General features: G+C 56.4%; 22 protein-coding genes. 20 read left to right on the top strand and 2 right to left on the bottom strand.

The window, feature by feature from the left end:
* Window positions 1-98 precede the first annotated feature (98 nt).
* From HMPREF9451_RS09455 to atpC, 15 genes are all read left to right on the top strand, one after another.
* Window positions 99-2,990 carry an AAA family ATPase gene (locus HMPREF9451_RS09455; protein ID WP_009139516.1) on the top strand — a complete coding sequence of 964 codons (2,892 nt, stop codon included), beginning with the start codon at window positions 99-101 and terminating at the stop codon, window positions 2,988-2,990.
* A 203-nt stretch (window positions 2,991-3,193) separates the two neighbouring features.
* Entirely contained in the window at window positions 3,194-4,699 is a 1,506-nt protein-coding gene (gene glpK / locus HMPREF9451_RS06540; RefSeq protein ID WP_009139515.1) for a glycerol kinase GlpK, read from the top strand.
* Between the two features lie 129 nt (window positions 4,700-4,828).
* Complete coding sequence (gene rpiB, locus HMPREF9451_RS06535) at window positions 4,829-5,311, top strand: ribose 5-phosphate isomerase B (protein ID WP_009139514.1); 483 nt, start codon at window positions 4,829-4,831, stop codon at window positions 5,309-5,311.
* A 179-nt stretch (window positions 5,312-5,490) separates the two neighbouring features.
* On the top strand, window positions 5,491-6,741 hold the full coding sequence (gene glyA / locus HMPREF9451_RS06530; RefSeq protein WP_009139513.1) for a serine hydroxymethyltransferase: 1,251 nt from the start codon (window positions 5,491-5,493) through the stop codon (window positions 6,739-6,741).
* A gap of 75 nt (window positions 6,742-6,816) precedes the next feature.
* Window positions 6,817-7,461: a uracil phosphoribosyltransferase gene (gene upp, locus HMPREF9451_RS06525; protein ID WP_009139512.1), complete on the top strand. Its 645-nt coding sequence runs from the start codon at window positions 6,817-6,819 to the stop codon at window positions 7,459-7,461.
* A gap of 72 nt (window positions 7,462-7,533) precedes the next feature.
* Window positions 7,534-8,001, top strand: a complete 468-nt coding sequence (locus HMPREF9451_RS06520; protein WP_009139511.1) for a deoxycytidylate deaminase — start codon at window positions 7,534-7,536, stop codon at window positions 7,999-8,001.
* A 153-nt stretch (window positions 8,002-8,154) separates the two neighbouring features.
* The gene (locus HMPREF9451_RS06515; protein ID WP_009139510.1) at window positions 8,155-8,445 is read left to right on the top strand and encodes a hypothetical protein; all 291 of its coding nucleotides are present in this window, start codon (window positions 8,155-8,157) and stop codon (window positions 8,443-8,445) included.
* Between the two features lie 25 nt (window positions 8,446-8,470).
* On the top strand, window positions 8,471-9,265 hold the full coding sequence (atpB, locus tag HMPREF9451_RS06510) for a F0F1 ATP synthase subunit A (protein ID WP_009139509.1): 795 nt from the start codon (window positions 8,471-8,473) through the stop codon (window positions 9,263-9,265).
* 130 nt (window positions 9,266-9,395) lie between these two features.
* A complete protein-coding gene (gene atpE, locus HMPREF9451_RS06505) occupies window positions 9,396-9,614 on the top strand; it encodes an ATP synthase F0 subunit C (RefSeq protein WP_009139508.1) in 219 nt (72 codons plus the stop codon).
* A 53-nt stretch (window positions 9,615-9,667) separates the two neighbouring features.
* Window positions 9,668-10,276, top strand: coding sequence for a F0F1 ATP synthase subunit B (gene atpF, locus HMPREF9451_RS06500; protein WP_009139507.1), 609 nt, complete (start codon window positions 9,668-9,670; stop codon window positions 10,274-10,276).
* Window positions 10,266-10,844 (top strand): ATP synthase F1 subunit delta, encoded by a 579-nt coding sequence (gene atpH, locus HMPREF9451_RS06495; RefSeq protein ID WP_009139506.1) that lies wholly within the window; start codon window positions 10,266-10,268, stop codon window positions 10,842-10,844. Before atpF ends, atpH begins: the two co-directional genes overlap by 11 nt.
* Entirely contained in the window at window positions 10,838-12,403 is a 1,566-nt protein-coding gene (gene atpA / locus HMPREF9451_RS06490; protein ID WP_187364034.1) for a F0F1 ATP synthase subunit alpha, read from the top strand. The genes atpH and atpA overlap by 7 nt, the downstream gene beginning before the upstream one ends.
* Before the next feature lie 14 nt (window positions 12,404-12,417).
* Window positions 12,418-13,317 carry an ATP synthase F1 subunit gamma gene (gene atpG / locus HMPREF9451_RS06485; protein ID WP_009139504.1) on the top strand — a complete coding sequence of 300 codons (900 nt, stop codon included), beginning with the start codon at window positions 12,418-12,420 and terminating at the stop codon, window positions 13,315-13,317.
* Window positions 13,318-14,775 (top strand): F0F1 ATP synthase subunit beta, encoded by a 1,458-nt coding sequence (atpD, locus tag HMPREF9451_RS06480; RefSeq protein WP_009139503.1) that lies wholly within the window; start codon window positions 13,318-13,320, stop codon window positions 14,773-14,775.
* A gap of 1 nt (window position 14,776) precedes the next feature.
* Window positions 14,777-15,040, top strand: a complete 264-nt coding sequence (gene atpC / locus HMPREF9451_RS06475; protein WP_009139502.1) for an ATP synthase F1 subunit epsilon — start codon at window positions 14,777-14,779, stop codon at window positions 15,038-15,040.
* Window positions 15,041-15,901: 861 nt separating this feature from the next.
* On the opposite strand, the gene HMPREF9451_RS06465 is transcribed toward atpC, so the two are convergent.
* Window positions 15,902-17,485, bottom strand: coding sequence for a YfcC family protein (locus tag HMPREF9451_RS06465; protein ID WP_009139500.1), 1,584 nt, complete (start codon window positions 17,483-17,485; stop codon window positions 15,902-15,904).
* 364 nt (window positions 17,486-17,849) lie between these two features.
* Between HMPREF9451_RS06465 and HMPREF9451_RS06460 the strand changes: the two genes are divergently transcribed.
* The gene (locus tag HMPREF9451_RS06460) at window positions 17,850-18,821 is read left to right on the top strand and encodes a helix-turn-helix domain-containing protein (RefSeq protein WP_009139499.1); all 972 of its coding nucleotides are present in this window, start codon (window positions 17,850-17,852) and stop codon (window positions 18,819-18,821) included.
* Between the two features lie 9 nt (window positions 18,822-18,830).
* Here HMPREF9451_RS06460 and HMPREF9451_RS06455 read toward each other — a convergent pair whose 3' ends face one another.
* Window positions 18,831-19,550 carry a B3/B4 domain-containing protein gene (locus tag HMPREF9451_RS06455; protein WP_009139498.1) on the bottom strand — a complete coding sequence of 240 codons (720 nt, stop codon included), beginning with the start codon at window positions 19,548-19,550 and terminating at the stop codon, window positions 18,831-18,833.
* Between the two features lie 72 nt (window positions 19,551-19,622).
* On the opposite strand from HMPREF9451_RS06455, the gene HMPREF9451_RS06450 reads away from it, so the two are divergent.
* The 4 genes from HMPREF9451_RS06450 (at window position 19,623) to HMPREF9451_RS06435 (ending at window position 26,312) form a co-directional block, all read left to right on the top strand.
* Window positions 19,623-20,123: a phosphatase PAP2 family protein gene (locus HMPREF9451_RS06450; protein WP_009139497.1), complete on the top strand. Its 501-nt coding sequence runs from the start codon at window positions 19,623-19,625 to the stop codon at window positions 20,121-20,123.
* 224 nt (window positions 20,124-20,347) lie between these two features.
* Window positions 20,348-23,809, top strand: coding sequence for a DNA polymerase III subunit alpha (dnaE, locus tag HMPREF9451_RS06445; protein ID WP_009139496.1), 3,462 nt, complete (start codon window positions 20,348-20,350; stop codon window positions 23,807-23,809).
* A gap of 4 nt (window positions 23,810-23,813) precedes the next feature.
* Window positions 23,814-24,626: a tRNA pseudouridine(38-40) synthase TruA gene (gene truA, locus HMPREF9451_RS06440; protein ID WP_009139495.1), complete on the top strand. Its 813-nt coding sequence runs from the start codon at window positions 23,814-23,816 to the stop codon at window positions 24,624-24,626.
* Between the two features lie 303 nt (window positions 24,627-24,929).
* Window positions 24,930-26,312, top strand: coding sequence for a sodium-dependent transporter (locus tag HMPREF9451_RS06435; RefSeq protein ID WP_009139494.1), 1,383 nt, complete (start codon window positions 24,930-24,932; stop codon window positions 26,310-26,312).
* The last annotated feature ends 261 nt before the right edge of the window (window positions 26,313-26,573 follow it).

Below are 26,573 nucleotides of genomic sequence, written 5' to 3'. Positions count from 1 at the left end.
TGCTTACATACATGAGGGGTTGGAGAAAACGGCTATATGCTTGGCGCCTTGACGTTGTCTGCGCCCCTTAGCGAATGGTCGCGTTCGAGAGGGGCTTTATGCGGATTTACGTGGTTGAGATTTCTTCGTCATACGCCGAAAGGGAGGTATCGGGCGGTTTTATGAGTTCCCGGAAGCCCCTTTATCGCGAGATGGACAAGCGATGCTACATTTCGTGCTGTCCGATGGAGCGCATGCTGCGCGTTCCTTTGTTTGCCGTCATCGTGTTCAACAGGCCGTTCGTTGATAATACGGAGTACGTGAAATGCTGCGTTGCCCGTGCATGTCGCATCTGGGAATTTTCATACGACGACCATCTCAAGGAGCACCTCAAGGTCAGGGAGGCCACGGCGAAGGAAGCGCTTGACGAGGCGGGGCAGCAAAGTGGTGTTATGGCTTCGTCATCTTTGAGCGAATGCCACGCTTTCGAGTTATATCTGGCTGCGTGTCGCACGATATCGAGCAATTCCTTTTTGCTGGAATCCATGGTGGTGAAGGGGAATTCGCGCGATGAAAGAATAAGGCGGGCCCGCATGACGGAGTACGGGCCTGATCTTGAGGCCGAGCTCGAGCGCATCCACGCCTGTGGCCCAGTCGATGCCGACGGCGGCCGACGTACTCCCGTCCATTACATCATGGAAGGGCTTGACTCGCCGCGTTGCGAGGTTCCCTTTGATCTTCTGATGGACGCTTTGAACGAGGCGGGAAGGCTTCCTTCTTCGCATGTATACCGTTTGCGGTTCTCTCCTTTGATGAAAGAATCCCATGCCGCGTTTCGTCACGGAACGGCTTTCGAATGGCTCAACGAAAATCTCATCGATGCGCTCTCCGACAACGTATTGGTCATCGAATATGGCGAGGGCGCAAACGACGCTGATTTCGACTTCGATCTCTACCGTATGTTCATGCATACCATTGAGATGTTGAATAATTCTCTCGATTCCGTGCAGGTTGTATTTCTTCTTCCCTTCGGAAGCGATTTTCTCCAAGAGCGCATCCGCCGTGCGTTTATGGCTCCGCTTGTTACAATCGCCCGATCGAAGGGGACGGCAGCCTGGCGTCAGTGCGATGCTTCCGAGAGGTTAGTCGAATTGGCTCGAGCTTCGGACGTTGAGACGAATCCGTCGTTGGAATCGTTGCTTGAGCGCTATCGGTGCAATCGAGTTGAAAAACCTATCGAAGACGTGTTTTCCGACTGGATGGCTCTCGAACGGGCGCGTCAGAATTTTCCCGTGTATGCATCGAGCTTTGAAAGGTTCTATCAGTCCTCGAACGCGGCCGACGATGCCTACTCCCGCCTGGACAGCCTGGTGGGTCTTGAGAAGCCCAAGAGGCTTGTCCGCGAAATCGTCGGCAGGCTCCGCATGAACAAGCTCCTCGCTCAGCATTCCCTTCCTGTTCGTCCGTTTTCGATGCATATGATTTTCTCGGGCTCGCCAGGCACAGGAAAGACCGAGGTTGCGCGACTGTACGGAGAAATTCTTCGTATAGAGGGCGTCTTGCCAGAGGGGCGTCTGATGGTCATTTCCGGCTCGGATGTTGCCCCTGGTTTTGAGAGAACCTTTGCACGCGCAAAAGGTTCGATTCTTTTTATCGACGAAGCCTACTCCATAACCTCGTCTGTCGGATTGGCCGAATTGATCGCCTTGATGGAGTCTCATCGCGAAGATACGGTCGTCATCCTTGCGGGCTATTCTGATCGCATGGAAAAACTGATAGAAAGCAATCCGGGCTTTCGATCTCGCATTGGGTTCACGGTGGAATTCGATGACTATACGCGAGAGCAGCTGTGCGAAATCTTCGAGCTCATGGCGAAAAGGGCTGGCTTGCGTCTTGAAGACGGGGTAATCGAGGCGGTGCGCGATGAGGTTTCGAAGGGCGGGCGAAGGGACGACCAAGGCAATGCACGCTTCGTGCGCAGGCTATATGAGGATGTGCTTGGCGCGCAGCAGATGCGCCTTTCCAAAATTGCGAATGAGGAAGGGATAGAGGCGCTTGTCAAGGATGACCTGCGAACGATTAAGGCTTCGGATGTCGTTTCGCGCTGTGCTTGGAGGCAGGATGCGAGCGATGCGAAGAGTGCGTCTGCGACCCTCGCGTCGCGCGAACGCCTTGAAAGGCTTATTGGGCTTGCCGATGTCAAGCGGGCGGTGCTCGATCGTCTTTCGTATGCGCGTGTTCAGAAAATTAGGCGCGATCTGGGCGTGAGCTCGGAGTTCATTCCGATCCATATGGCGTTTCTGGGCAATCCTGGTACGGGCAAAACCGAGGTGGCGCGATTGGTTGCTCGTATCCTGAAAGAAGAGGGCGTGCTGTCGGTGGGCGATCTGTACGAGTGCAGTCGAAAGGATTTGACTTCCTGCATCGTGGGGGAGACTTCGGCCAAGGTATACAGCTTGTTCAAGCGTGCGCGCGGCTCGGTGATCTTCATTGATGAGGCATACTCTCTTATCGACGGGGTAAAAGGTGGCGTTGGCGACGAGGCTATTACCGCCATTGTCGACTGCATGGAAAAGCTGCGGGATGAAGTGGTCGTCATTTTTGCCGGTTATACCAAGGAGATGGGCGACTTAATATCCCTGAATCCAGGCCTTGCCTCGCGCGTTAAGGTTCGGATTTCGTTTCCCAATTATTCGAAAGACGAGCTGTGGAGCATCCTCGAGCTGATGGCGGATGAATGGGGGATGAATCTGGGCGACGGGGTTCGTTCCGTATTTGACAGAAAGATGGCAAAGGCCATGCAGCGCAATGATTTCGGCAACGCGCGCAGCGTGCGCACGTTTCTTGAGGACGCTATGGTCGCACAGGCGGCGCGCCTTGTCGGATTTGGAGGAATGGACGAGACGTTCGATGTTGCTGACGAGCGTCTTTCGACGCTCGAGCCATGTGATTTCGAACGGTCGGGATGCGCGAGCGATACAGCTCGGAGGTCTGTCGGATTTGTTTCGTAATTGCGCGCATGCCATGTTTAGCGAAGGCGGTCGCCAGGCCTTTCGGCGTTCGGTCGCGCTTTTTCCTTTGGTTGCTCGTCGAACTTCGTTGCGCAAGCGCGCGGTTGCGCCCGTGTATAATCGAGCGGAGGTTCTAGATCGCCGCCGTATGAAGCAACGCAAGCGGGATGCGACGGCCCGATTCGTACGGATGGTGAATCGTCATGGAGAAGAAATACATCTTGGCGCTCGACCAGGGCACCACGTCTTCGCGGGCGCTTGTCTTCGACAGGCAAGGCCGTATCCATGGTTCGGCGCAACATCCTTTTCGCCAGATATATCCCCAGCCAGGATGGGTTGAGCACGATCCGCGTGAAATAGCATCGTCTCAGCTCGGCGTCATGGTGGAGGCGATGGTTTCGAGCAGCGTTTCGCCTGATGAAATAGATTCTATCGGCATCACCAATCAGCGCGAGACCACCATTGTGTGGGACAGGCGCACCGGCAAGCCGATTTGCAACGCCATCGTCTGGCAGTGTCGCCGCACGGCTCCTCTTGTGGAGGCGCTATGCGGCGATCGCTCGGTGGCCGCCATGGTCAGAAAAAAGACAGGGCTTATCCCCGACGCCTATTTCTCGGCGAGCAAAATCAGATGGATTCTCGATCACGTAGAGGGGGCGCAAAACCTTGCCGAAGAGGGCCATCTTGCGTTCGGCACGGTTGATTCATGGCTTATTTGGTGTCTAACCAGCGGATCGGTGCATGCGACCGATGTCACCAACGCAAGCCGTACCATGTTGTTCAACATCCATACGGGCAAATGGGACAACGAACTGCTCGATCTGTTCGGCATTCCCTGCTCTATGCTTCCCGAAGTGCGACCCTCTTCTGCCGATTACGGCGTTACATCGTATCCGGGCCTTCCTGAGGGCATTCCGATTCGCGGTGTTGCAGGCGATCAGCAGGCGGCTTTGTTCGGGCAATGTTGTTTTGAATCGGGGCGTGCCAAAAATACCTACGGCACGGGCTGCTTCATGCTCATGCACACAGGCAACATAGCGGTTGAATCTTCCCACGGTCTGGTGAGCACGATTGCGGCGAGTGCGCCTGGCACTTCGCGCCTTGAATACGCCCTCGAGGGAAGCGTGTTCGTGGCCGGGGCTCTTATTCAGTGGTTGCGCGACGAGCTGGGTATCATCAAAAGCGCCCAGGAAAGCGAGGCTCTTGCCTTGACAGTTGAGGATTCGGCAGGGGTCTACATCGTGCCTGCATTTACGGGGCTTGGCGCTCCCTACTGGGATGCCGATGCACGCGGCGCTATATACGGCTTGACGCGTGGCGCCACGCGTGCGCACATTGTCCGCGCGGCGCTTGAGTCCCTTGCGTATCAGGTGGCCGACGTGGCACGTACCATGGAGCAGGATTCAGGCATGAGAATTGACGAGCTGAACGTCGATGGCGGCGCCTCGGACAACAACCTGCTCATGCAGATTCAGGCCGACATCCTCGGTGCTCAGCTTAATCGCCCTGCTGTTATTGAAAGCACCGGCCTCGGCGCGGCGTTTCTGGCGGGATTGAACACGGGGTTTTGGGAAGATCTTGACGAGATACGTTCCATCCGCGCTCATGACGACCATTTCCTTCCCCGCATGGATTCATTGGCGCGCAAGCAATGCATGGCCGGGTGGCATGATGCCGTAAGGCGCACGTTGTCTGCTTCGGACGAATAGGGCGCCGCACGCTGCGCTTTTCGTGGTGCTCTTGGGTGTTTGGCGGAAGAATGGGGCCGTGAGGTTTGCGTTCTTGCTATGATGAATCGGTATGAAAAAAGCGCTTATGCGCGAAGAAAGGAACAAGGAATGATTATCTCCATCGCAAGCGATCATGCGGGTTTCGATCAGAAGCAGAAGCTGGTCGATTACCTGACGGGTCAGGGCTACGATGTGATCGACCGCGGTCCCGACAGCGACGACCGTGTCGACTATCCCGATTACGCGGCCGCCGTAGCTCACGATGTGTCTGGCGGAACCGCTGATCGAGGCGTGCTCGTGTGCGGCACCGGTATCGGCATGGCTCTGGCCGCCGATAAAGTGGTCGGTGTCCGTGCCGCCAATGTTATCAACGTGCAGTTCGCAGAGCTGTGCCGTCAGCACAATGACGCCAACGTCGTCACGCTTTCGGGCCGTTTCGTCGAGCTGGAGGAAAACAAGAAGATCGTGGATGCGTTCCTCACCACGAAGTTCGAGGGTGGCCGCCATGCCATGCGTGTGGCAAAGATCATGAAGCTCGACGCCGAAGGCGGAGCTACGATCGGCGCCGATGGCAATGTGCGTCGCGCATAAATAGGCAAGTTGAAAATCGGTCGCTTCGGCGGTCGATTTTACATTTGAACGATATGTGTGTGGAAGTGCGCCGTCGATATGCTTCTCCGTAAGCCCCGTCTGAAGCGGTGGTAAAATAGGCGGATTCGTTGTGCTTGCGGCTTTGAGTGGCCGCAGCGAGTGAAAGAAAGGATGTATCCATGCCTTTTTCCTATCTGGACAAAGATCCTCAGGTGGCTGCCGCCGTCTCCGCAGAGCTTTCGCGCCAGCGCGATTCAATCGAGCTGATCGCGTCAGAGAACTTCACGAGTCCGGCAGTTATGGAGGCCATGGGCAGCGTCCTTACCAATAAATACGCCGAAGGCTACCCTGGGAAGCGCTATTACGGCGGCTGCGAAAAGGTTGACTTGGTAGAAGAGCTTGCCCGCGAGCGTGCGAAGGAGCTTTTCGGCGCAAAGTTCGCCAATGTGCAGCCTCATAGCGGCGCGAATGCGAATCTTGCCGCGTATTTCGCACTCATTCAGCCGGGCGATACTGTGCTGGGTATGAGCTTGGATAACGGCGGTCATCTCACGCACGGTTCGCCGGTCAACTTTAGCGGCAAGCTGTATGATTTCCACGGCTATGGCCTGACGGATGATGAAACCATCGATTACGAGGCCATTGAGCGCATGGCCGCTGAACTCAAGCCCAAATTGATCGTCGGCGGCGCTTCTGCGTACCCTCGCGTGATCGATTTCGAGCGCATGGCCGACATCGCCCATCGCCACGGCGCATATTTCATGGTGGACATGGCTCATATTGCGGGTCTTGTCGCTACGGGCGCCCATCCTAGCCCTGTTCCGTATGCGGACGTCACCACCACTACCACGCACAAGACCCTTCGCGGTCCACGCGGCGGCCTTATTCTGTGCAATGACGAGGAGATCGCCAAAAAGATCGACAAAGCGGTGTTTCCGGGAAGCCAGGGCGGTCCGCTCATGCATGTGATTGCAGGCAAGGCGGTTGCTTTCGGCGAAGCGCTGCAGCCTGAATTCAAAACCTACATCGACAACGTGGTCGCGAACTGCGCCGCCATGGCGGAAGGCCTTACCGCCGGCGGGCTTCGCCTGGTTTCTGGCGGTACGGACAATCATCTGTGCCTCGTGGATCTGACCCCTGCCGATGTCACGGGTAAAGACGCCGAGAAGCTTCTTGAGAGCGTTGGTATCACCGTGAACAAGAACTCCATTCCCAACGAGCCGCGTTCTCCCTTCGTGACCAGCGGCATTCGTGTCGGGTCCGCCGCCGCTACCACGCGCGGCCTTGATGAGAACGACTTCCACCGCGTGGGCGAGCTGATTGCCGCTACGGTTTTCGCAGCCGGCGACGAAGAGAAGCTTGCCGCTATAGCCGCGCAGGTCCGCACCATCCTGGATGCGCATCCGCTGTATCCCGAATACGATTTCTAAACAAGGCTATCGCTTGATTCAAGCCGCTCGGCGATTCTTATTCGTCGAGCGGTCTTGTGCGCCAAGGAGGACGAAATGGCTTTTGAAAACGAAGAACGGGTTGTGCTCGTCGACCATCCCATGGTGCAGCATAAGCTTGCGATCCTGAGGGATAAGACCACCCCTTCCAAGCAATTCCGCGAGCTTGTCCGCGAACTCGCCATGTTCGAAACGTTCGAGGTCACGCGCGATCTTCCCCTCGAAGAAGTGTTCGTCGAAACACCGGTCGCGGAAGCGAAGTGCAAGATAGTCAAAGGCCGCAAAATGGCGATTGTCCCCATTCTTCGCGCAGGCCTTGGCATGGTGGAAGGCGTGCTCGACCTCGTGCCCGCCGCATGCGTCGGTCATCTGGGCATGGAGCGAGACGAGCAGACTCATCGCCCGCGCGAGTATTACGCCAAGATGCCGAAAGACATCGCCGATAGGGATGTGCTTATCGTCGATCCTATGCTGGCAACGGGAGGAAGCTCCCTTGCCGCCATCGAGTATCTTCGCGAATGCGGGGTCAAAAGCCTTAAGCTCATGGTTTTGGTCGCGGCGCCGGAGGGAATTCGCGCCGTGCTCGATGCAGACCCCGATGTGACGGTGTATACGTGCGCGATTGACGACGGCCTCAACGATGCCGCTTATATCGTTCCTGGTCTCGGGGATGCGGGCGATCGCATTTTCGGAACCAAATAAATCGGTGAAACCACGAACGGCTTGCTGTGCGCGCCTGCGCAGCAAGCCGTTTCATTGTATAGGGAGGCTAGCATGGCGCAAAGGCATATCGAGCGTCCTTCGTGGGACGAGTATTTCATCCATCTCGCATTCGAGGTCGCGAAGCGTTCGACCTGTCTTCGTCGCGCGGTGGGGGCTATCATCGTGAAGGACCGTCGAATTCTCGCCACAGGTTACAACGGCGTTCCTTCGGGTCTGCGCCATTGCGAAGAAACGGGTTGCCTGCGCGAACAGCTCGGCGTTCCTTCGGGGCAGCGTCACGAAATCTGTCGCGGCCTTCATGCGGAGCAGAACGCCATTATCCAGGCGGCGCGCTACGGCATAGATATAGAGGGCTCGTCTATCTATATAACAACGCAACCTTGCTCGGTATGCGCCAAGATGCTCATTAATGCCGGCATTAAGGAAATCGTTTTTGCAACCCCGTATCCTGATGCATTATCAGAGGAATTGCTTTCGGAAACGGACATTCTTATTCGTAGTGTCGATGAATCCGTATAAAAATCGTATAAAATTCACCCCGTTTGCGTGTTTTTTTCTTCTTTTACCATCTTCATGCGAAATTGATATACATTTTTTGCTAGAGTGAGTGAAGTTTTCGACATATGTCGGTGAAAAGTTCGATCGGATAATAAGGAGAGTGAACAGCTCGATATGTTCATCGCCCTAGGGGTTTTGACCGGATTTCTCGGGTTTCTGCCCATGTTTATTGCGTTGAGGTTATCGCGCCGTTCTACTTCCACCCAAGCTCTCACCATAGGGCTGTACGGCCTTGCAGGCTCTGCCGTTTCTCTGGTTGTTCTGATCGTCGGCCTTGTTGCATGCGGATTGTTGGCTCGTGAGGGTCTTATTTCTTATGTTATAGCGGAAATACTCACATTTTTGGTATCCACGATCGCGTTTGTCCTTTATAAAAATGTGCTTGCAAAACGCAAGCGCAGGTAATGATTGCAAGTAAGGAAGGAATCTCATGGGCGAAGCTCTCAATCAGTTCGTCGCGGAAGCGCAGGGTCTCGCGGCGCACTTCGATCCCCACACGGTGTTCAGCATCGGCGGTTGGGAAGTCACCCAATACGTCATCTGGCTGTTCATCGCGCTCGCCGTTACCTTCGCGGTCGTGCTTATCTCCGCGAAGAAGCTCCAGCTCATTCCTACCAACAAGTTCTTCAATACGGTGGAATACGGCTATGAGTTCGTGAACAAGAGCATTGCCGAAGACGTTATCGGCAGCGGCTTCAAGCAGCATGTGCCCTTCTTGGCCACGATGTTCTTCTTCATTCTGATCTGCAACATCCTTGGTCTTATTCCCGGCTTTAAAACCGCAACGGGCGCTATCTCTTGTACCTGGGCTCTTGCTGCAATCTCGTTTGTCTACTTCAACTACTACGGCTTGAAGAAGTTCGGCCTTCTGGGCTACTTCAAGAATCTTTGCCCGAGCGGCGTTCCGAAGCCCATGGTTCCGGTCATCTGGTTCCTCGAGCTCTTCTCCATGATTATTCGCGTGCTTACGCTTGCAGTCCGACTTTACGGCAACATGCTCGCCGGCCATATGATGCTCGCCATCTTCGGCATCGCAACCACCTGTTTCATTCAGCAGGCTCTGTTTGCCGGATCTATGGACCTCATCGCCGGCTTGCCTTCCATCGCATGGTTCGTGCTTTTGGTGCTTATGTATGCCATGGAGTGCTTGGTCGCATTCATCCAGGCGTTCGTTTTCGCCATCCTTTCCGCGTCTTACGTCAATACGGCGACCCACGCGCACTAAGCGCATAAAGCGCACACGTCCGCCGCAACGTATGCGGTCTGATTACGGTGTTTCAGCTGCACCCCTCAGCTGGCAAATATAGGTAAGAAACCCCGAAGAAAAGGCATGGGGTTCGACAAAGGAGGAAACTGTGGAAATCACTGTCGCACTTGCCGCACTGAAGGTCGTCGGCTACGGCCTCGCCGCTATCGGCCCTGGCATCGGCATTGGTATCGCTACCTACGGTCTGTGCGTCGCTGCTGCTCGCCAGCCTGAGATGAAGGGTCAGCTCATGGGCTACTTCTTCATCGGTGCTGCAATGTCTGAGGCATTGGCACTGCTCGGCTTGGTTCTGTTCTTCATCGGTTAATCCATTCGATTCACTGCATGGTTTTTACGAAGAAAGAACAGGAGGCAAGCGAGTTGAAAGCGTACACAACCAAGGCAGGCAAAGTCGGCGCCATTGTTGCATCTGCAGCAACCGTCGCTCTTTGCAGCCCCGCGTATGCATTCGCTTCTGAGGGCGGTGGCGTCGAAGCCATTCTGCCCAAGATGAATGAATTCATCCCCATGCTCGTCGCCTTCATCATTTTGTGGGTCATTCTTGCGAAGTTCGGTTGGCCGGTTTTCGACCGTATGCTCGAGAAGCGCGCCAACACCATTCGCGATGACCTCAAAAACGCCGAAGAGGCCCGCCAGGAAAGCGAACGTCTGCTCGAAGAGTACAAGCAGCAGCTCGCCGAGGCTAAGGCTGAAGCTTCCCGCATCGTTTCCGATGCGAAGAAGACCGGCGAAGACGTGAAGGCCGACATTACGGCGAAGGCGCAGCAGGAAGCCGCCGACATGATCGAGAAGGCGCATGCAGCCATCGAGGCTGAGAAGAAGGCTGCTGTTTCTGAGCTGCAGGCTTCCGTCGCCGACCTTTCGGTCGCAGTAGCCGGCAAGCTTATCGGCAACGACCTGTCCGACGAACAGCATCGCGCTATGATCAAGCGCTACGTCGAAGAGGCGGGTAGTTTCAATGCCAACTAATCGTCTGCTTGTTAAAGAAGAAATCGCAACGTATGCCGGCATGCTTCTTGATGCGGCCTTTTCCGAAGGCGGTCAGGAGCGTGTGCTGGACGTTCGCGACCAGCTGGAAACCGTGCTTTCGCTGTATCGCGGCAATACCGATCTGCGCGAAGCGCTGACTGATCCGGCGTATTCTCCTGAACAACGTGGACGTTTGGCCGCCAACGTGTTCGAGGGAATAGACCCCTTGGTCAACAGTGTGATCACCGTTATGGCGGAGCGTAACAATCTCGGCGAGCTTTTGCAGGTTGTCTCTGCATTCTACGAGACTTCCGAGGAAAAGCTCGGCGTTTGCGTCGTCGACGTGACTACGGTCGTCGCGCTTGATGACGAGCTGCGCTCGGTTATCACCGAGAAGCTTTCCAAGGATTTGGGCAAGAAGGTCGTGTTGCGCGAGCACATTGACACGTCCATCCTGGGCGGCATTATCATGAGTACCCATGGAAAACGCATCGACGCGAGCATTGCTTCTCAGCTGGAGCATACTCGCAACGTGCTTACGGAATCTAACGATGGAGGTGAATGCTAGTGACAGAAATCACCGCAAAGTCTATCGACGAAGCATTGCGCAAGCAGCTGGATTCTCTTCAGACCAGTGTCGATGCCCGTGAGGTCGGTACGGTCGTCCAGGTAGGCGACGGTATTGCACGCGTCGACGGTTTGAAGGGCGCCATGGCAGGCGAGCTCCTGGAGTTCGTCGGCATCGGCGGCAAGGTTGTCTACGGCCTTGCTCAGAACCTCGAGGAAGACGAAGTCGGCGCCGTACTTCTCGGCGATGTCACCGCAATTCGAGAAAACGACCAGGTTCGTACCACTGGCAAGATCATGGAGGTTCCTTCGGGCAAGGGCTTGCTCGGCCGCGTTGTGAACCCTCTCGGTATGCCTATCGACGGCAAAGGCCCCATTAAGGCCGAAGGCACCCGCCCTGTCGAATTCAAGGCTCCCGGCGTTATCAGCCGTAAGCCCGTTCATGAGCCCATGCAGACCGGCATTATCGCCGTCGACGCCATGGTGCCCATCGGACGCGGCCAGCGCGAGCTGATCATCGGCGACCGCCAGACCGGCAAGACCGCTATTGCGATCGACGCCATCATCAACCAGAAAGACACTGACATCATCTGCATCTATGTTGCAGTCGGTCAGAAGGCTTCCACGGTTGCAGGCGTTATGGAGACGCTCGAGAAGCATGGCGTCATGGACAAGACCATCATTGTCGCGGCGAACGCTTCCGACTCTGCTCCGCTTCAGTACATCGCTCCTATGGCCGGTGCTGCAATGGGCGAGTACTTCGTCTATACCGGCGAGAACGGCGAGCCCGCAGGCCCCGAGAATCATGGCCGTCACGTGCTGATCATCTACGATGACCTGTCCAAGCAGGCTGTCGCTTATCGTCAGATGTCTCTGACCCTGCGCCGCCCGCCGGGACGCGAGGCATATCCTGGCGACATCTTCTATCTGCATAGCCGCCTGTTGGAGCGCGCTGTGAAGATGTCCGACGAATACGGCTGCGGCTCGATGACCGCTCTGCCGATCATCGAGACCCAGGCTGGCGACGTTTCCGCGTATATTCCGACCAACGTAATCTCTATTACCGATGGTCAGATCTTCTTGGTTACCGACCTGTTCTATCAGGGTCAGCGTCCTGCAGTTGACGTTGGCATCTCGGTTTCTCGAGTTGGCGGCTCCGCTCAGACCAAGGCCGTGAAGTCCGTTTCCGGCACGCTGCGTCTTGACCTTGCTTCTTATCGCGAGCTTCAGGCGTTCACCCAGTTCGGTTCTGACCTGGATAAGTCCACGCAGGACCAGCTGAACCGCGGTGCGCGCATGACCGAGCTCTTGAAGCAGGAGCGCTACAAGACCTTGGCGTACGAAGAAGAGGCTGTTGCTGTCTATGCGGGCGGCAAAGGCTTCCTCGACGACATCGAGGTCAAGGACGTCGTTCGTTTCCGCAACGAGCTCATCGACTACCTGCGTGCAAGCCATGCCGACGTGCTGAAGAAGATTCACGACGATAAGAAATTCACGCCTGAAAGCGAAGAGGCTCTTGTTGCGGCAATCAATGCTTTCAAGCAGCAATTCGCGGCGTAAAGGAAGGCTAGAACATGCCTAACCTGCACGACATTGAAAAGCGCATCAAGTCGGTTTCTTCGACTATGCAGATTACGCGCACCATGGAAATGGTTGCAGGCGCGAAGGTGAAGCACGCTTCCGAGCGCATCATCACCGCCACGCCGTATGCCGAATCCATGACCGAAATGCTTCAGGGCGTTGCGGAGCGCGTGCAGGCCAGCGAAAACCCTTTGCTGGAAAAGCGTGCGGACGTTAAGCGTATGCTGGTGGTGGCCGTGGTTTCCGACCGCGGCCTTGCCGGCGGCTTCAACTCCAACGTTCTGCGTACGGTAGAGAAGCTGATTCGCGCGAAAAAGGCGCAGGGTGTCGAGGTCGAAGTTATCGCCTGCGGCAAGAAGGCTATTGGATTTTTCAAGTATCGCAAGATCGAGCCGGTGCTTGATTTCAAAGATCTTTCTGCCGACCCTACGCTTGAAGAGGCGAATGCCATCGCCGATTACGCCGTCGCGGCGTATGAAGAAGGCCGTGTCGACGAGGTTGTTTTGGTGTACAACCACTCGAAGAACGCTGCTGAGCAGGTTCTGCGCGAGGAAGTTATCCTGCCCGTCGATACGCAAGCTGTTATGACCGCTTCTGCCGAACCGGCGGAAGCCGCAACCGAGTCCATTCCCGCGAGCGTCGAGTTCGAGCCCGAGCCGGCTGACGTGTTGGCCCGTCTTCTGCCCGCATATCTGCGCACGTCGATCTACCATGCATTGATCGACTCTGCGGCAGGCGAGCAGTCTGCGCGACGCACTGCCATGCATTCGGCAACCGAGAATGCGAACGAGATGGTGGAAACGCTATCCAGGTTGTATAACCGTGTACGTCAAGGTGCCATCACCACTGAGATCTCCGAGATCGTTGGTGGCGCTGCAGCTTTGGAGGATTAAATGGCTGACGAGAAAATGCTTACCAAAGCGGAGCTTGAGGCCAGCAAAGGCGCTACGGGACGCATTGTGCGTATCGTCGGCCCTGTTGTTGACGTCGAGTTCCCTGCGGATCAGCTGCCGGCGATTTACAATGCGCTGACGGTTGATGCCGTAACCCCCGTCGGCGAAATTCACGTCGTTCTGGAAGTTGAGACCATGCTTCCCGGCAACCTCGTGCGTTCCGTCGCGATGAGCTCTACCGATGGCCTGGTGCGTGGCGCCGAGGTCGTTGACACGGGTCATCCCATCATGATGCCCGTTGGCCCTGAGACCCTGGGCCGCATTTGGAACGTTGTTGGCGAGCCTGTGGACGAGAAGCCCATGCCTGAGGTTTCCGGCTACATGCCCATCCATCGCCCCGCTCCCGAATACGACAGCCTCATCACGAAGACCGAGGTCTTCGAGACCGGCATCAAGGCCATCGACCTTATCGAGCCCTTCATCAAGGGCGGTAAGACCGGCCTGTTCGGCGGCGCAGGCGTTGGCAAGACCGTTATCATCCAGGAGCTCATCAATAACCTCGCCCAGGAGCATGGCGGCACGTCCGTCTTCACCGGTGTAGGCGAGCGTACCCGTGAGGGTACCGACCTGTACCTGGAAATGAGCGAGTCTGGCGTTATCAACAAGACCTGCTTGGTCTACGGTCAGATGAACGAGCCCCCGGGAGCACGTCTTCGCGTCGGCCTTGCAGGCCTGACCGAGGCGGAGTACTTCCGCGATCAGGGCCAGGACGTTCTGCTGTTCGTCGACAACATCTTCCGCTTTACCCAGGCGGGTTCTGAGGTGTCCGCACTTCTCGGCCGTATGCCTTCCGCTGTAGGCTACCAGCCTACGCTGGCAACCGAGATGGGCGACCTGCAGGAGCGTATTACGTCTACCACCACGGGTTCCATCACCTCGGTGCAGGCTGTCTACGTTCCTGCCGACGACTTGACCGACCCTGCTCCGGCTACGACGTTTACCCACCTCGATGCGAAGACGGTTCTTTCCCGTTCCATCGCCGAGCTTGGTATTTACCCCGCGGTCGACCCGCTGGAGTCCACCTCCCGCGCGCTCGAGCCCGCGATCGTCGGCGAAGAGCATTATCGCGTTGCTACCGGCATCCAGGAGCTTCTGCAGAACTACAAAGACCTGCAGGACATCATTGCAATTCTGGGTATGGACGAACTTTCCGAGGAGCAGAAGCTTACCGTGTCTCGTGCACGTAAGGCTCAGCAGTTCTTCGGTCAGTGCTTCCATGTTGCAACGCAGTTCACCGGCCTGCCCGGCAAGTATGTCAAGATGGAGGACACGGTTCGTTCCTTCGCTGCCATTCTCGACGGCGAATGCGACGAGATTCCCGAGCAGTGCTTCCGCCTGAAGGGTTCCATCGACGACGTGTACGCCGATTACGAGGCCCTGAAGAAGAACGAGGCATAAGATGGCTAAGTTCACCTGCGACATCGTGACGCCTGAAGCGAAGTGCTACACCGGCGAAGCTCACTTCGTCGTTGTTCCCGGCACCGAAGGTGAGATGGGCTTTTTGAGCGGCCACATACCTCTGGTTTCCACGTTGAGCGACGGTGTCGTTCGCGTGCAGGAAAACGAGGGCGGTCCGTTCAAGGAGTTTGCCGTCGAAGGTGGCTACGTGCAGGTTAGTGGCACGAAGGTCATCGTCCTCGCGGACAAAGCCGAACTGCGTTAAGCGTTCGTATGGTTTAATGACATTTGAATGCCGGGGCATTCAAATGCAAAGAAGAGCGGTCCTTCGGGGTCGCTCTTCTGCATTTTAGGGACTTCTTCTACAGGAGATGAGTCGGGCGTTTCTATCACGCAGGGGGTAGTGGTGAGTGCCTTTGCGGGGTCTTTCCGCGCAGAGGAGGAACCGCGGTGTTTCGTGACGGCTTTCAGCATTGGAAAGATCTGCGCCATATTCATGCGGTTTTCTATGCAGAGAACGAACTATGCCCTTTCTGCGTTTCGTGATCGAAAATACGTGCATCTCGAAGATAATGCAGATCAATCAGCGGTTCGAGAGGCTTTCGATGCTATCCGTCTTAAATGGGGATTTTCTTCAGGCCATCAAAGGCATTCTTGGGTAAAGGCGGAAGACTCGTGCTATTTGCGGGAACATTGTTTTGCCGTCTCGAAAAGGCCGAAGCAACATGAATTTTGCCGCCTTGGAACGAGTTCGGTGGCGTTAACGATCGATGTCCTGAGCGCCTGCTACGGGGGTAAGGGCGTAGTTTGTTTGTTGGCGCGAAGTCTTAGAGAGTCCCGTTCGCTAGCACGGTATTGCGAAAAGGGATTGTTTATGGTGTCTGATGGTGCTTGACGTCGCAGTCGTCTGTCGCAAGTCTCAATTGCTGCCATGAGCGTTTGCTCGCGAATTCGACCGTCTTGGGACGTTTCGACTGCAAAACGAAACGAGCCGCCCTAAGGAGAGGGGCGACTCGTTTCTTAAAGGGGTATGGCGACCGCCGCTAAGGGCAGCGAATCTTCATTCGAGACAAAGCCCCGAGGTTCATGCGGTGCAGCTTGTAAAAAGCCGCGGTCTTGCTTGAAACTACGCTCCAACCATGACTTGGATGACCAAGAGTGCTCCGCCGAAGACGAACAGGAAGCCTACCATCGGAAGTACGAACTTCAACCAATGTGTGTACTTCATGTCCAACATCGTCAATGTTGCCATGACCAGGCCGGTCGGTGCGAGGTAGAGCATTGCGTACTGACCCCAGTTGTAAGCGGAAACGATGATGGAGCGGTCGATGCCAACGGTGTCGGCCAGCGGTGCCAGAATAGGCATAGCGAGTACTGCCAGGCCCGAAGAGGACGGCACGATGAAGCCGAGCAGGAAGAAGATGACCATCATCATGATGATGAAGATGGCGCCATCCATGCCCTGAACCGCATTGGAAGCCCAGTACAGCAGCGTGTCGGAGATGAAGCCTTCCTCCATGATTAGGTTGACGCCGCGTGCCAAGCCGATAATCAAGGACACGCCGACGAGGCTGGATGCGCCGTTGATGAAGGAGTCGACGACGGTCTTCTCGTCAAGGCCGGTCAGGAAGATGCAGATGATGGCAATGAACAGGAAGGATGCAGCCATCTGCGGGAACCACCAGTGCAGGTTCACGACGCCGTAGATCATGATGATGAAGGCGGAAACGAACAGCACCAGGATGAGCTTACGACGCCAGTCGAAAGCGGGGATGGTGGAAGAGTTGGAATCATGCACGCTGAAGAGCTTTGCGAAGTGCTCGCGATCCTCGTAGGTATAAGAGGCCTCGGGGTTCTTCTTAATCTTCTTGCAGTACCAGAACAGGTAGCTCACGACTACGATAGCGCCCACGACGCAGCCGACGACACGCCATTCGATACCTTCGGTCCAGGCTACGCCCGCAGCATTGGAGGCGATAACGACGGAGAACGGGTTGATCGTGGAGAACGTGGTACCCATGGAGCTGGCGAGGAAGATAGCGCCGACGCAGACGATGGAGTCATAGCCCAGGGCGAGGAATATAGGCACGAGAATCGGATAGAACGCGACCGCTTCCTCTTCGAGGCCGCAAGTCGTACCGCCGAGAACCATCAGGATGCTGACGAGGAACACCAAGGCGAATTCGCGACCTTTTGTCTTCTTCGTCAATGCGACAAGGCCCGATTCGAACGCGCCCGATGCGTTGACGACGCCGATTAAACCACCCAAGACAAGGATGAAGACCATGATGTCGACGCCGTTGATGGTGCCGTTGACCATGGCTTTCGTAACGTCGAACAAGCCCTTAGGCTGCTGCGGCAGCTCCTCGTAGGTGCCAGGGACAGAAACAGGCTTGGTGATGGAGCCGTCGAGGAACTTGTTCACGTCGACTTTCATGTCGGCAAGTTCGGGGTCGGCGCGGAATGCCTCTTCGGTTGCCGGTATGGTGCGAACATCCCCGCTGGGCTCGGTGATCTGGAACTCCGAGGATTCGGGCAGGTATGCCAGCTTCGAGTAGGCGCCTGCGGGAATGAACCACGTGGCGATAACCGCCAGAATGGTGATTACGAACAGAATGGTGAACGCGGTAGGTACGCTGAATTTCTTTTTCTTCTTCGGCGGTGCCTCGACCGTCGCGGTCGCTGTTGCGGCCGTCGCTTCTGCTGACATGAATTCCTCCTTGTGGTGTTTGCGCCGCCGTGCTTGCTCGGGCGGCTTCCTCTCTTCTATCAGTAAGCCGTTCCTTCCCATCGGCTTATGTAGACACGCTTTTTGCGCGCGAGACGTATCTCGTGCGTGTATGCTGCGGGTTTGATGAAGGTTTAGGAGCTCGTGTTCGCCGGCTTGGTGCGGCGTTACGTTTCTGTAAAGAATGTATGCCCTAGACATACATAAAGCGATATTTAACATGGTATGGGGACGGGTCTAATTTGGGTGTAGAATGATAAACGTACGTTTTCACGTGCGATTTTGTTCCGGTGTCGTTTACCGCACCGGTTAATGCCGGGGTATTTCGACAAACGGGGCTTCATTCATGACCACGATCGTTTTGTTCTATTACACGCTGTTTATTCTTCTGGTCAGCATCACCGCGGCTGCGTTCTGCCTGTCCGGATACCTGATATCTCATCGACGACTGTTCGCATATGCATGTGTCGGTTTCATCGCCTATTTCCTCGACGTGGCGCTGGTTTTCCAGGATGATTTTCTATTGCGTGGCGTGACGTCGGTCGCTCCCGACTCGGTCTATTTCGTCGGCTCCCAGCTGCCGTCTATCGTTACAGGCCTCGGCATTCTGATGGCGTTCTGGCTTTGTATATGCGATTTTTTCGAAGTGAAAAGCAAGCCGCTTATCGTCGTTCCCGGCATCGCGTTCGTCGTGGGCAGCCTTGTCGTGTTTTTCTTGACGGACAGCGGTCCGGTGGGCTTGTTCGTCTTCTACGGCATGCGTTCGCTTTTCATGGTGTGGGTTCTGGCCTTCGTGGGCGTTTGCTACATGCAGTCCTCCGACGGCGCCGTGCGCGAACGGCTGTGGCGTTATCGTTGGTTCTATGTCGGAGCGTGGGCGCTCGTGTTCGCCATCGTGGCGGAAAACGGTGTGCTCATGTTCGTGATTGACCCTGCGCTGGTCTCCACGGGGTCGGTGCCGTTTTTCCCTGAGCGCAATTTCGCGGAGAATATTCTTATGATGTGGTTTGCGGGATTCGTGTGCGTGGATTGCTGGAAGCTGTTTTCCCTGCATTTCAAAACGCCGCCTGCGGACAACGGCGACAAATCGGTCGCGTTCATCGATAACGGCCTGGCGTCTTATCAGGATCGCTACGGTCTTTCCGCACGCGAGGTCGAGGTGCTTCGGGAGGTTTTGCTGGGCAAGGACAACCAGCATATTGCCAACGATATGAGCCTGGCGCTTTCCACGGTCAAGGTGCACGTGCACAACATCCTGCATAAGACAGGGCAGTCGAACCGTCAGGATCTCATGCGCGATTTCCGCATGAGATCCTAGATTGCTTGCTTACCCGATCGCGATGCTCGGGCTTTCCTTAGTCACGACGGCGCTGGTTTCAACGGTTGCGCCCAGGTTGTGCTGCAGGAGGGCAGAAAGCTCGGCGAGGGCCGCTTCGAGTTCTTCTCGGCGAGCGGGATCGACGCTTTCCACGATGACGAGCGCGCTCTTGGAGCTCGCGCGGTAGACGGTTCGTTCTCCGCTGCACCAGTTCCAGCAGCGGCGAACGGCGCCTTCGTCGTCCAGATAGCACACTTCGCCAGCAAGTGCAGGGTCTTTCGTCCAGGAGTCGAGAGGCTGGAAGTCATTTCCGCCGGCGGTCACGCACAGCCTTAAGTTCCCGACGATCGCATCGTAGTCCTCTGCGCTGACGGGAAGGGCGTGCTTGAGCGAGACGATGTTGCAGATGTCTGCGAGCGGGTTGACGCTTTTGACGGGATCGTGTTTCAACACGTGCTTCAGAAGAACTTCGATGGTGCTTCGTGCGCCTCTTTTCGTCTCGAAGAGGCGGTATGCATCGCGCCAGACCTTGACGACGTCGTTTTCCGCGATATTGCTATCGGGCAGATGCAGCTGCGCCATGCCGTTGGCAGCGGCGAGCAGGCGCGATAGGGCATCGAGCTGCGGCGAGGGGATGTTCTCGGGAGCCGTGAGCTCCTTTGCCGCAATGACGCCAATGGCGGCGTCGGGGAAGAGTTCCCAAAACGATTCTTCTACGGTGAATTGCATGCTTGTCCTTTCGCGTGCGATTGGCTGCGATTACGCTACAATCGCGCGAGAAGGAAAGCAAGGGGGTTGCGGGTGAACGCATTGCAGTATGAAAAGATTTCTGCGCCGTTTCGCGCCCGTCCTTCGCTTGCGCGTGCACTGTTGGCGGCAAACAAGGTGCTCACTGCCGCGTTTTATGTGCTCTATCCCGTTTTGCTGGTAATGCTTTTCTTTACGCAAAGCGCGCTGCTTGTTCCTTGCATGTGCGTTCCCGCCGCAGGCTTCGTCTGCTTGAGTGCGTTTCGCGCACGGTTCAATGCACCGCGTCCGTACGAGCTGCTTTCTATCGACCCTTTGATCAAGAAAGATACGTCGGGGCGGTCGTTTCCGAGCCGTCACGTGTTCTCGGCGACGATTATTGCCATGTGCTGGCTTGCCTGGTGTCCCTTGGTTGGATGCGTGCTGCTTGTGGCCGATGCATTCATGGCCGCCGTACGCGTGATAGGCGGCGTTCATTTCCCCAAAGATGTTGTGGCGGGCGCTGTCGTTGGCATTGTTTGCGGCCTTGGCGTGCTGCTGTGGCCGCTAGGATAGGGGCGCGCAGAGGTCAAGCGGCGCGATCCGCCGGCGGCAAGAACCTCGAAAGAAAAAAGATGGATTCGGGCAAGAAAAGTTGTGCGAAAAACTCCATATTCTGTTCGATGTTCGAAAGTTTGTTCGCCTGGTATGATGGCATGCGGAACACGACTCGTTACGTTTCTCGATAAGAATGCAATTCACAGGAACACACGGCATAGGCAGCAAGGAGCAAGCGCGCAATGGCATTCGTTCATCTTCACAATCACACCGAATATTCCATGCTCGACGGAGCCACCAAGATCAAGGACATGGTTCGTCGCGCCGCCGATCTTGACATGCCCGCTGTCGCCATCACCGACCACGGCGTCATGTGCGGCGTTCCTGAGCTGTGCGATGCATGCGATGCGGTGGAAAAAGAGACTGGCAAGCGCGTCAAGCCTATTTACGGCTGCGAGATTTATTTCACCGAAGACCCCGAGGTGGGCACGAAGAACAAATCGCGCCTGTACCATATGCTGCTGCTGGCGAAAAACAATGTGGGCTACCACAATCTTGTGCACCTGGTGTCCGAATCGCATGTGGATAACTTCTACTACAAGCCGCGCACCACGTTCGACATGTTGCAGCGTTACTCGGAAGGTGTTATCGCCGCCTCGGCGTGCATTGCGGGCATTATTCCGCGCTACATTGACGCGCGCGATTATGAGGGTGCGCGCGAGTGGGCGTGCAAATTCGCCGATTTGTATGCTCCCGGCGATTTCTACCTCGAGCTGCAAGACCATGGCATCACCACTAACGGCGGTATGACTCAGCACGAGATGAACGTCGAATTGGTGAAAATCGCCAACGAACTGGGCTTGAAGACCATCGCCACCAACGATTTCCATTACCTGACGCGCGAAGACGCCCGCGCGCAGGACATCATGCTGTGCATCGGCACCGGCTCCAACATGGACGACGAAAACCGCATGCGCTTCGAAAACGACGAGTTCTATATGAAGACCGAGGAGGAGATGCGCGAGGTCATGCGCGATTTCCCCGAGGCGTGCGACAACACCGTTGAGTTGGCGGAAAAGTGCAACGTTGAGCTGGAACGCGACTCCATTCTTCCGCGCTTTCCCTTGCCCGAAGGCGAAACCGAGGAAAGCTGGTTTCGCAAGCGTGTAAACGAAGGTCTTGAAAAGCGCTACGGAACGCCCGTGCCTTCCGAGGTGCAGGAGCGTGCCGACTACGAGATGGGCATCATCATCCAGCAGGGCTTTCCTGCATACTTCCTTATCGTGCAGGAGTATATTGAATGGGCGCGAAGCCAGGGAATCGGCGTAGGACCGGGCCGTGGTTCTGCGGCAGGCGCCATCGTGGCGTATGCCATGGGCATTACCGACCTCGATCCGCTTTCCAACGGCCTGCTGTTCGAGCGATTCCTGTCGCCCGAGCGTGTTGAGATGCCCGATATCGACGTCGACTTCGAGGACGAGCGTCGCCAGGAAGTCATTGAGCACATCAAAGACGTCTACGGCGAAGACCACGTTTCCGGCGTTATCACGTTCGGCAAGCTGCAGGCGAAAAACGCCATCCGCGATGCCGCGCGCGTGCTGGGGCACCCTTACGGCGTGGGCGACCGCCTGTGCAAGATGGTCGGCGAAGAGCTGGGCATCACCATCGACAAGGCGCTTGCCACCAATCCCGATTTCAAGAAGGCCTACGATACCGAACCCGAATCGCGTGAGGTCATTGACGCGGCGCGTTCCATCGAGGGCAACGTCCGCGGCGAGGGCGTGCATGCATGCGCCACGATCATCTGCCGCGACCCCATGGCCGATCACGTCCCCATGAAGCGCGACACCAAGGGCGGCGGCATCATCACCCAGTACGACGGTCACTACACGCCCGATTTGGGCCTGCTCAAGATGGACTTCTTGGGCCTGCGTACGCTGGGTGTGCTTTCTCGTGCATGTCGTAACATCAAAGATCGTTTCGGCGTAGAAATCATCCCCGAGGAAATTCCTACGGAGGACGAAAAGGCGTTTGAGCTCATGCAGTCCGGCAACATGGACGGCTTGTTCCAGGTAGAGGGTTCGCTCTACGTGGGCCTGTTCGCACGTCTCCCACCCAAGCGCTTCTCCGACGTCGTGGCGTCAATTGCTTTGAACCGTCCGGGCCCGTTGGAGTCCGGCATGGTCGAGGACTACATCAAGGTTGCAAGCGGCAAGACGCCTGTTCATTACTATGACGATCGCCTGCGTCCTCTTCTCGAGGAAACGTACGGCACCATGGTCTACCAAGAGCAGATCATGCAGATTTCCATGGTCATGAGCGGTTTTTCGGCCGGTAAGGCCGACAAGCTTCGTAAGGCAATGGGCAAGAAAAAGCTCGACGTCATGATGAAGCTTAAGGACGACTGGTGCAACGGCGCGGTGGAAAACGGCTATTCGCTGGAAATCGCCGAGAAAATCTGGGAAGACGCGGAGAAGTTCGCGAAGTATGCGTTCAACAAATCGCACTCTGCGGCATATGCCATTCTGGTTATGCGCACGGCGTATTTGAAGGCATACTATCCGCATGAATACATGGCTGCGGTGCTTTCCAGCTATATGGGCAATGCGGACAAGCTGATTAAATACATCGCTAGCTGCACGCATAGCAATATTCCTGTTTTGCCGCCCGACATCAATTCGTCCAACCTTGAGTTCACGCCGCTTGACGAAGGAATCCGCTTCGGTCTGGCGGGCGTGCGCGGTGTTGGCGGCGCAGTGGCCGAGGCCATCATCGCCGAGCGCAATGCGAACGGTCCTTATACCAGCCTGCACGATTTCGTGAATCGTCTGGATACGAAGTGCTACAACCGTAAAACGCTCGAGGCGCTTATCAAAGCGGGCGCGTTCGATAGCACGGGTTATACGCGCAAGCAGCTCATGTACTTCATTGAGGAAACGCCGCTTCTTGAGAGCGCGTCCAAGCGTCAGCGCGATCGCGATGCCGGTCAGGTGAGCATGTTCGACATGTTTGCCGATGTGGAAGACAGCGGCTTTGAGGAGGATATTCCTCCTGCGGACGGCGTCGAATGGGACAAGCGTACGCTGCTTGCCTACGAGAAGGAGATTCTGAAGATCTACGTTTCGGACCATCCGCTTCGTCCGTTCGAGGGTGCGCTGCGTCGCATAACCAAGTTCCATCTGGGAGATTTGGCGGAGCACAAGGGCGATATCCCCAGTGCTATTTTCGCTGGTCTGATCACCAGCGTGGGCGTGAAGCTTACGAAGAAGGGCAAGAAGATGGCCAACTTCGTGCTCGAAGACACGACGGGGCATGTTGAAGGCGTGTGCTTCAAGTACGACGACTTCCAGGATGCGCTGCAGGAAGACGCCATCGTGAAGATCAAGGGCAAGTTCGAGCACTCGGAGCGCGGCGATCAGATCATGGCGTTCGAGGTGGAGCGTCTGGAGCTTGACGAGGCCAATGCCGGTCCGAGCCATCTTGAGATCAAGCTGAATTCCTCCGACTTCAATGCGGCCACGTCTGCGCAGCTGCAGCAGATTCTTCGCAGCCACCCTGGTCGCGATGCCGTGGTGTTGAAGGTCCAGCAGGCGGACGGTAGGAAGTTCCGTGCCGAGCTTCCTTTCACGGTTGATGTGACGAACAATCTTCTGTATTCGGAGATTCTCGACCTGTTTGGCCGTCCTGTTTGGAAAGCGAGCTAGAGCAATGCCTACGATTGCCCTTGCCGTGGCGTACAACGGCGAACCCTTCGCGGGGTTCGCCCGCCAGGCAGAAGACCATGTGAAAACCGTGCAGGGAGAGCTTGAGCAGGCATTATCGCTGTTGTACCATCGTGAGGTAAAGACGGTCTGCGCCGGTCGCACGGATGCGGGCGTACATGCGCTCGGGCAGGTTGTCAGCTTCGATATCTCCGAAGAAGAACTGCAGGCAAAGCCGTTGCGGTCGCTGCAGCGCTCGATGAACGCATTGGTTGACGAGGCTATTTCCATTTCCGCCGCAGAGGAGAAAGCGGAGGGGTTCAGCGCGCGCTTCGATGCCCAGTGGCGCGAATACCACTACCATATCTGCACGCAGAGCGCGCGGCCGGTCTTGATCATGCCTCTTGTGTGGCATCTGGGCGGTCTTTCGCTTGATGTTGATGCCATGAACCAAGCGGCGGCACGCTTTGTGGGCGAGCATGACTTCAAGAGTTTCTGCATGGCGGCGTCCGCCCATATCATCGAAGCGGATGGGCGTTCTACGTGCCGCAATGTCATGACGTGCGGCGTTTACGAAGAAGTGCTTGCGGGCACGCCGGTGATCACGGTGCGCGTAGTAGGCAACGCGTTTTTGCATTCCATGGTTCGTACGATGGTGGGCACGCTCGTTGAAGTGGGCAGAGGCAAACGTTCCGTCGCCTGGATCGACGAAGTGCTCCAGGCTCGCAATCGTTCAGCAGCGGGCCAGAACGCCCCTGCCGCAGGCCTGACGTTCTGGCGCGTGGGGTATGAGCCGTACGTCGAAGACGAACGGCGCTAACGCGCAGGGAGTGAAGAGGCGCCGAAGCGGAATGGCTGCACAAGGCGTGCTCCCTTGCAGCCGTGGGCTTCTTCGAGTCTATAGATTTCTGTTTCCGCCTGGTTACCACTCACTTTCCTGAGCGGATTTCTCCTTATCGAAACCGAGTCACTACGGTACAATAGAGCGCTATATCCATGAAACGGGTTGTTTCGTTAAAAGGTTCGCACATCCAACAGCAAGAATGTGCGAGCCATTTTGCTATCAGCCCGTTTTTTGTATCGGTTGCGGGCATGCGCCCGCCTGTATTGAAAGGAAAGGGCTATGGCGGATTCCACTACTCCGGCTCGTGCGTCGTGGTCTGGCAAGCTCGCATTCGTCCTGGCTGCAGCCGCTTCGGCGGTGGGCTTGGGCAGCATGTGGCGCTTCCCGTACTTGGCGGCAAAATATGGCGGCGGTACCTTTTTGTTCGTGTACCTCGTCTTCGTGTTCACGATCGGCTTGGCGCTGCTGCTGCTTGAGACGGCCCTTGGCCGCAAGACCGGTCAGAGCTCCATCGGCGCCTTTAAGGCTTTCGGTAAGAAGTACTCCTTCATTGGCGTGTTGATGTCGGCGGTTCCGTTTATCATCGTGCCGTATTACTGCGTCATTGGCGGTTGGGTCACCAAGTACATGGTGGGCTATGCGGTCGAAGGCCCTGCGGCTTTGGCCGATGGCGGAGATTTCTTCAGCGCGTTTATCTCCAGCGGCTCGGAGAGCATGGCGTTCATGCTGGTCTTCATGGCGCTGACTTATTTGGTTGTCGCCTTGGGCGTGAACAAGGGTATTGAGAAGGCGAACCTCGTCATGATGCCGCTGCTTATCGTCATGGCCGCTGCGGTTGCCATCTACGCGCTCACGCTGCCCGGCGCCATGGACGGTCTGGCGTTCTACCTGCTGCCGGATTTGAGCGCTCTTTCTCCCGAGCTGATCATCGCGGCGCTCGGCCAGACGTTCTTCACACTGTCGCTGGCCATGGGCATCATGGTGACGTACGGTTCGTATCTGAAGAAGTCCACCAAGCTCACTTCCAGCGTCACGCAGATAGCGGGTACCACGTTTGGCGTTTCCCTGCTTGCGGGTCTCATGATTATCCCTGCAACCTTTGCCGCCCTGGGTTCGGGCGAGGCCGTTGCTGAGAATTCCGGCCCGTCGCTGATGTTCATCATTCTGCCTCAGGTGTTTGAGAACATGGGCGGCATGGCAACCGTGCTGGGCTTCGTCTTCTTCGTTCTGGTGCTTTTTGCAGCTCTGACCAGCTCGATCTCTTTGGTTGAAACCTGCACGTCCATCATTGCCGACGGAACGAAGTGCACGCGTCGTCGTGCCTTGGTGATCGTGATCGCGTTCATCACAGTCATGGGCATCATTGTGAACATGGGCTACAGCTCGCTTTCGTTCATTCAGCCTATGGGCGAAGGCTCTTCGATTCTCGACTTCCTCGACTTCATTTCCAACTCGGTGATGATGCCTATCGCGGCGCTTCTGACGTGCATCTTCGTAGGCTGGATTATCGGGCCCAAGGTGGTTATCGATGAAGTTCGCGAATCCGCCAAGTTCAAGCTGGCGGGTGTGTGGACCGTCATGGTGAAATACATCGCGCCGGTGGTCCTGGTTGTGATTCTTGTTGCCTACGTTGCACAGACGCTGGGATTGTTCTCCATGTAGCGCTTGCAGGGGTATGCCGTGCTCACGCAGCTCTGCCTCGTACGAACGGCGCATCCAGTGTTGTTCGGCTCGTGTGGAACTGCGCACGGCGGGTTTCTGTTCGCCTGGTCCTTTGGGCGAGCGATTCCGACTGCGACTCTGCTCGCTTGGGCTTTGCTTATGCCCGCATCCTGTTTTGGGGTGCGGGCTTTTTGTTTGCTGTTGCATCGTTTGGTATGATGGGCGTTACGTTTATTCGTCGCTTATGCTGCTTCAAGGAGT

The organism is Slackia piriformis YIT 12062, from assembly GCF_000296445.1.
GTDB classification, from domain to species: domain Bacteria; phylum Actinomycetota; class Coriobacteriia; order Coriobacteriales; family Eggerthellaceae; genus Slackia; species Slackia piriformis.
This window is presented reverse-complemented; position numbering and strand designations above follow the sequence as displayed.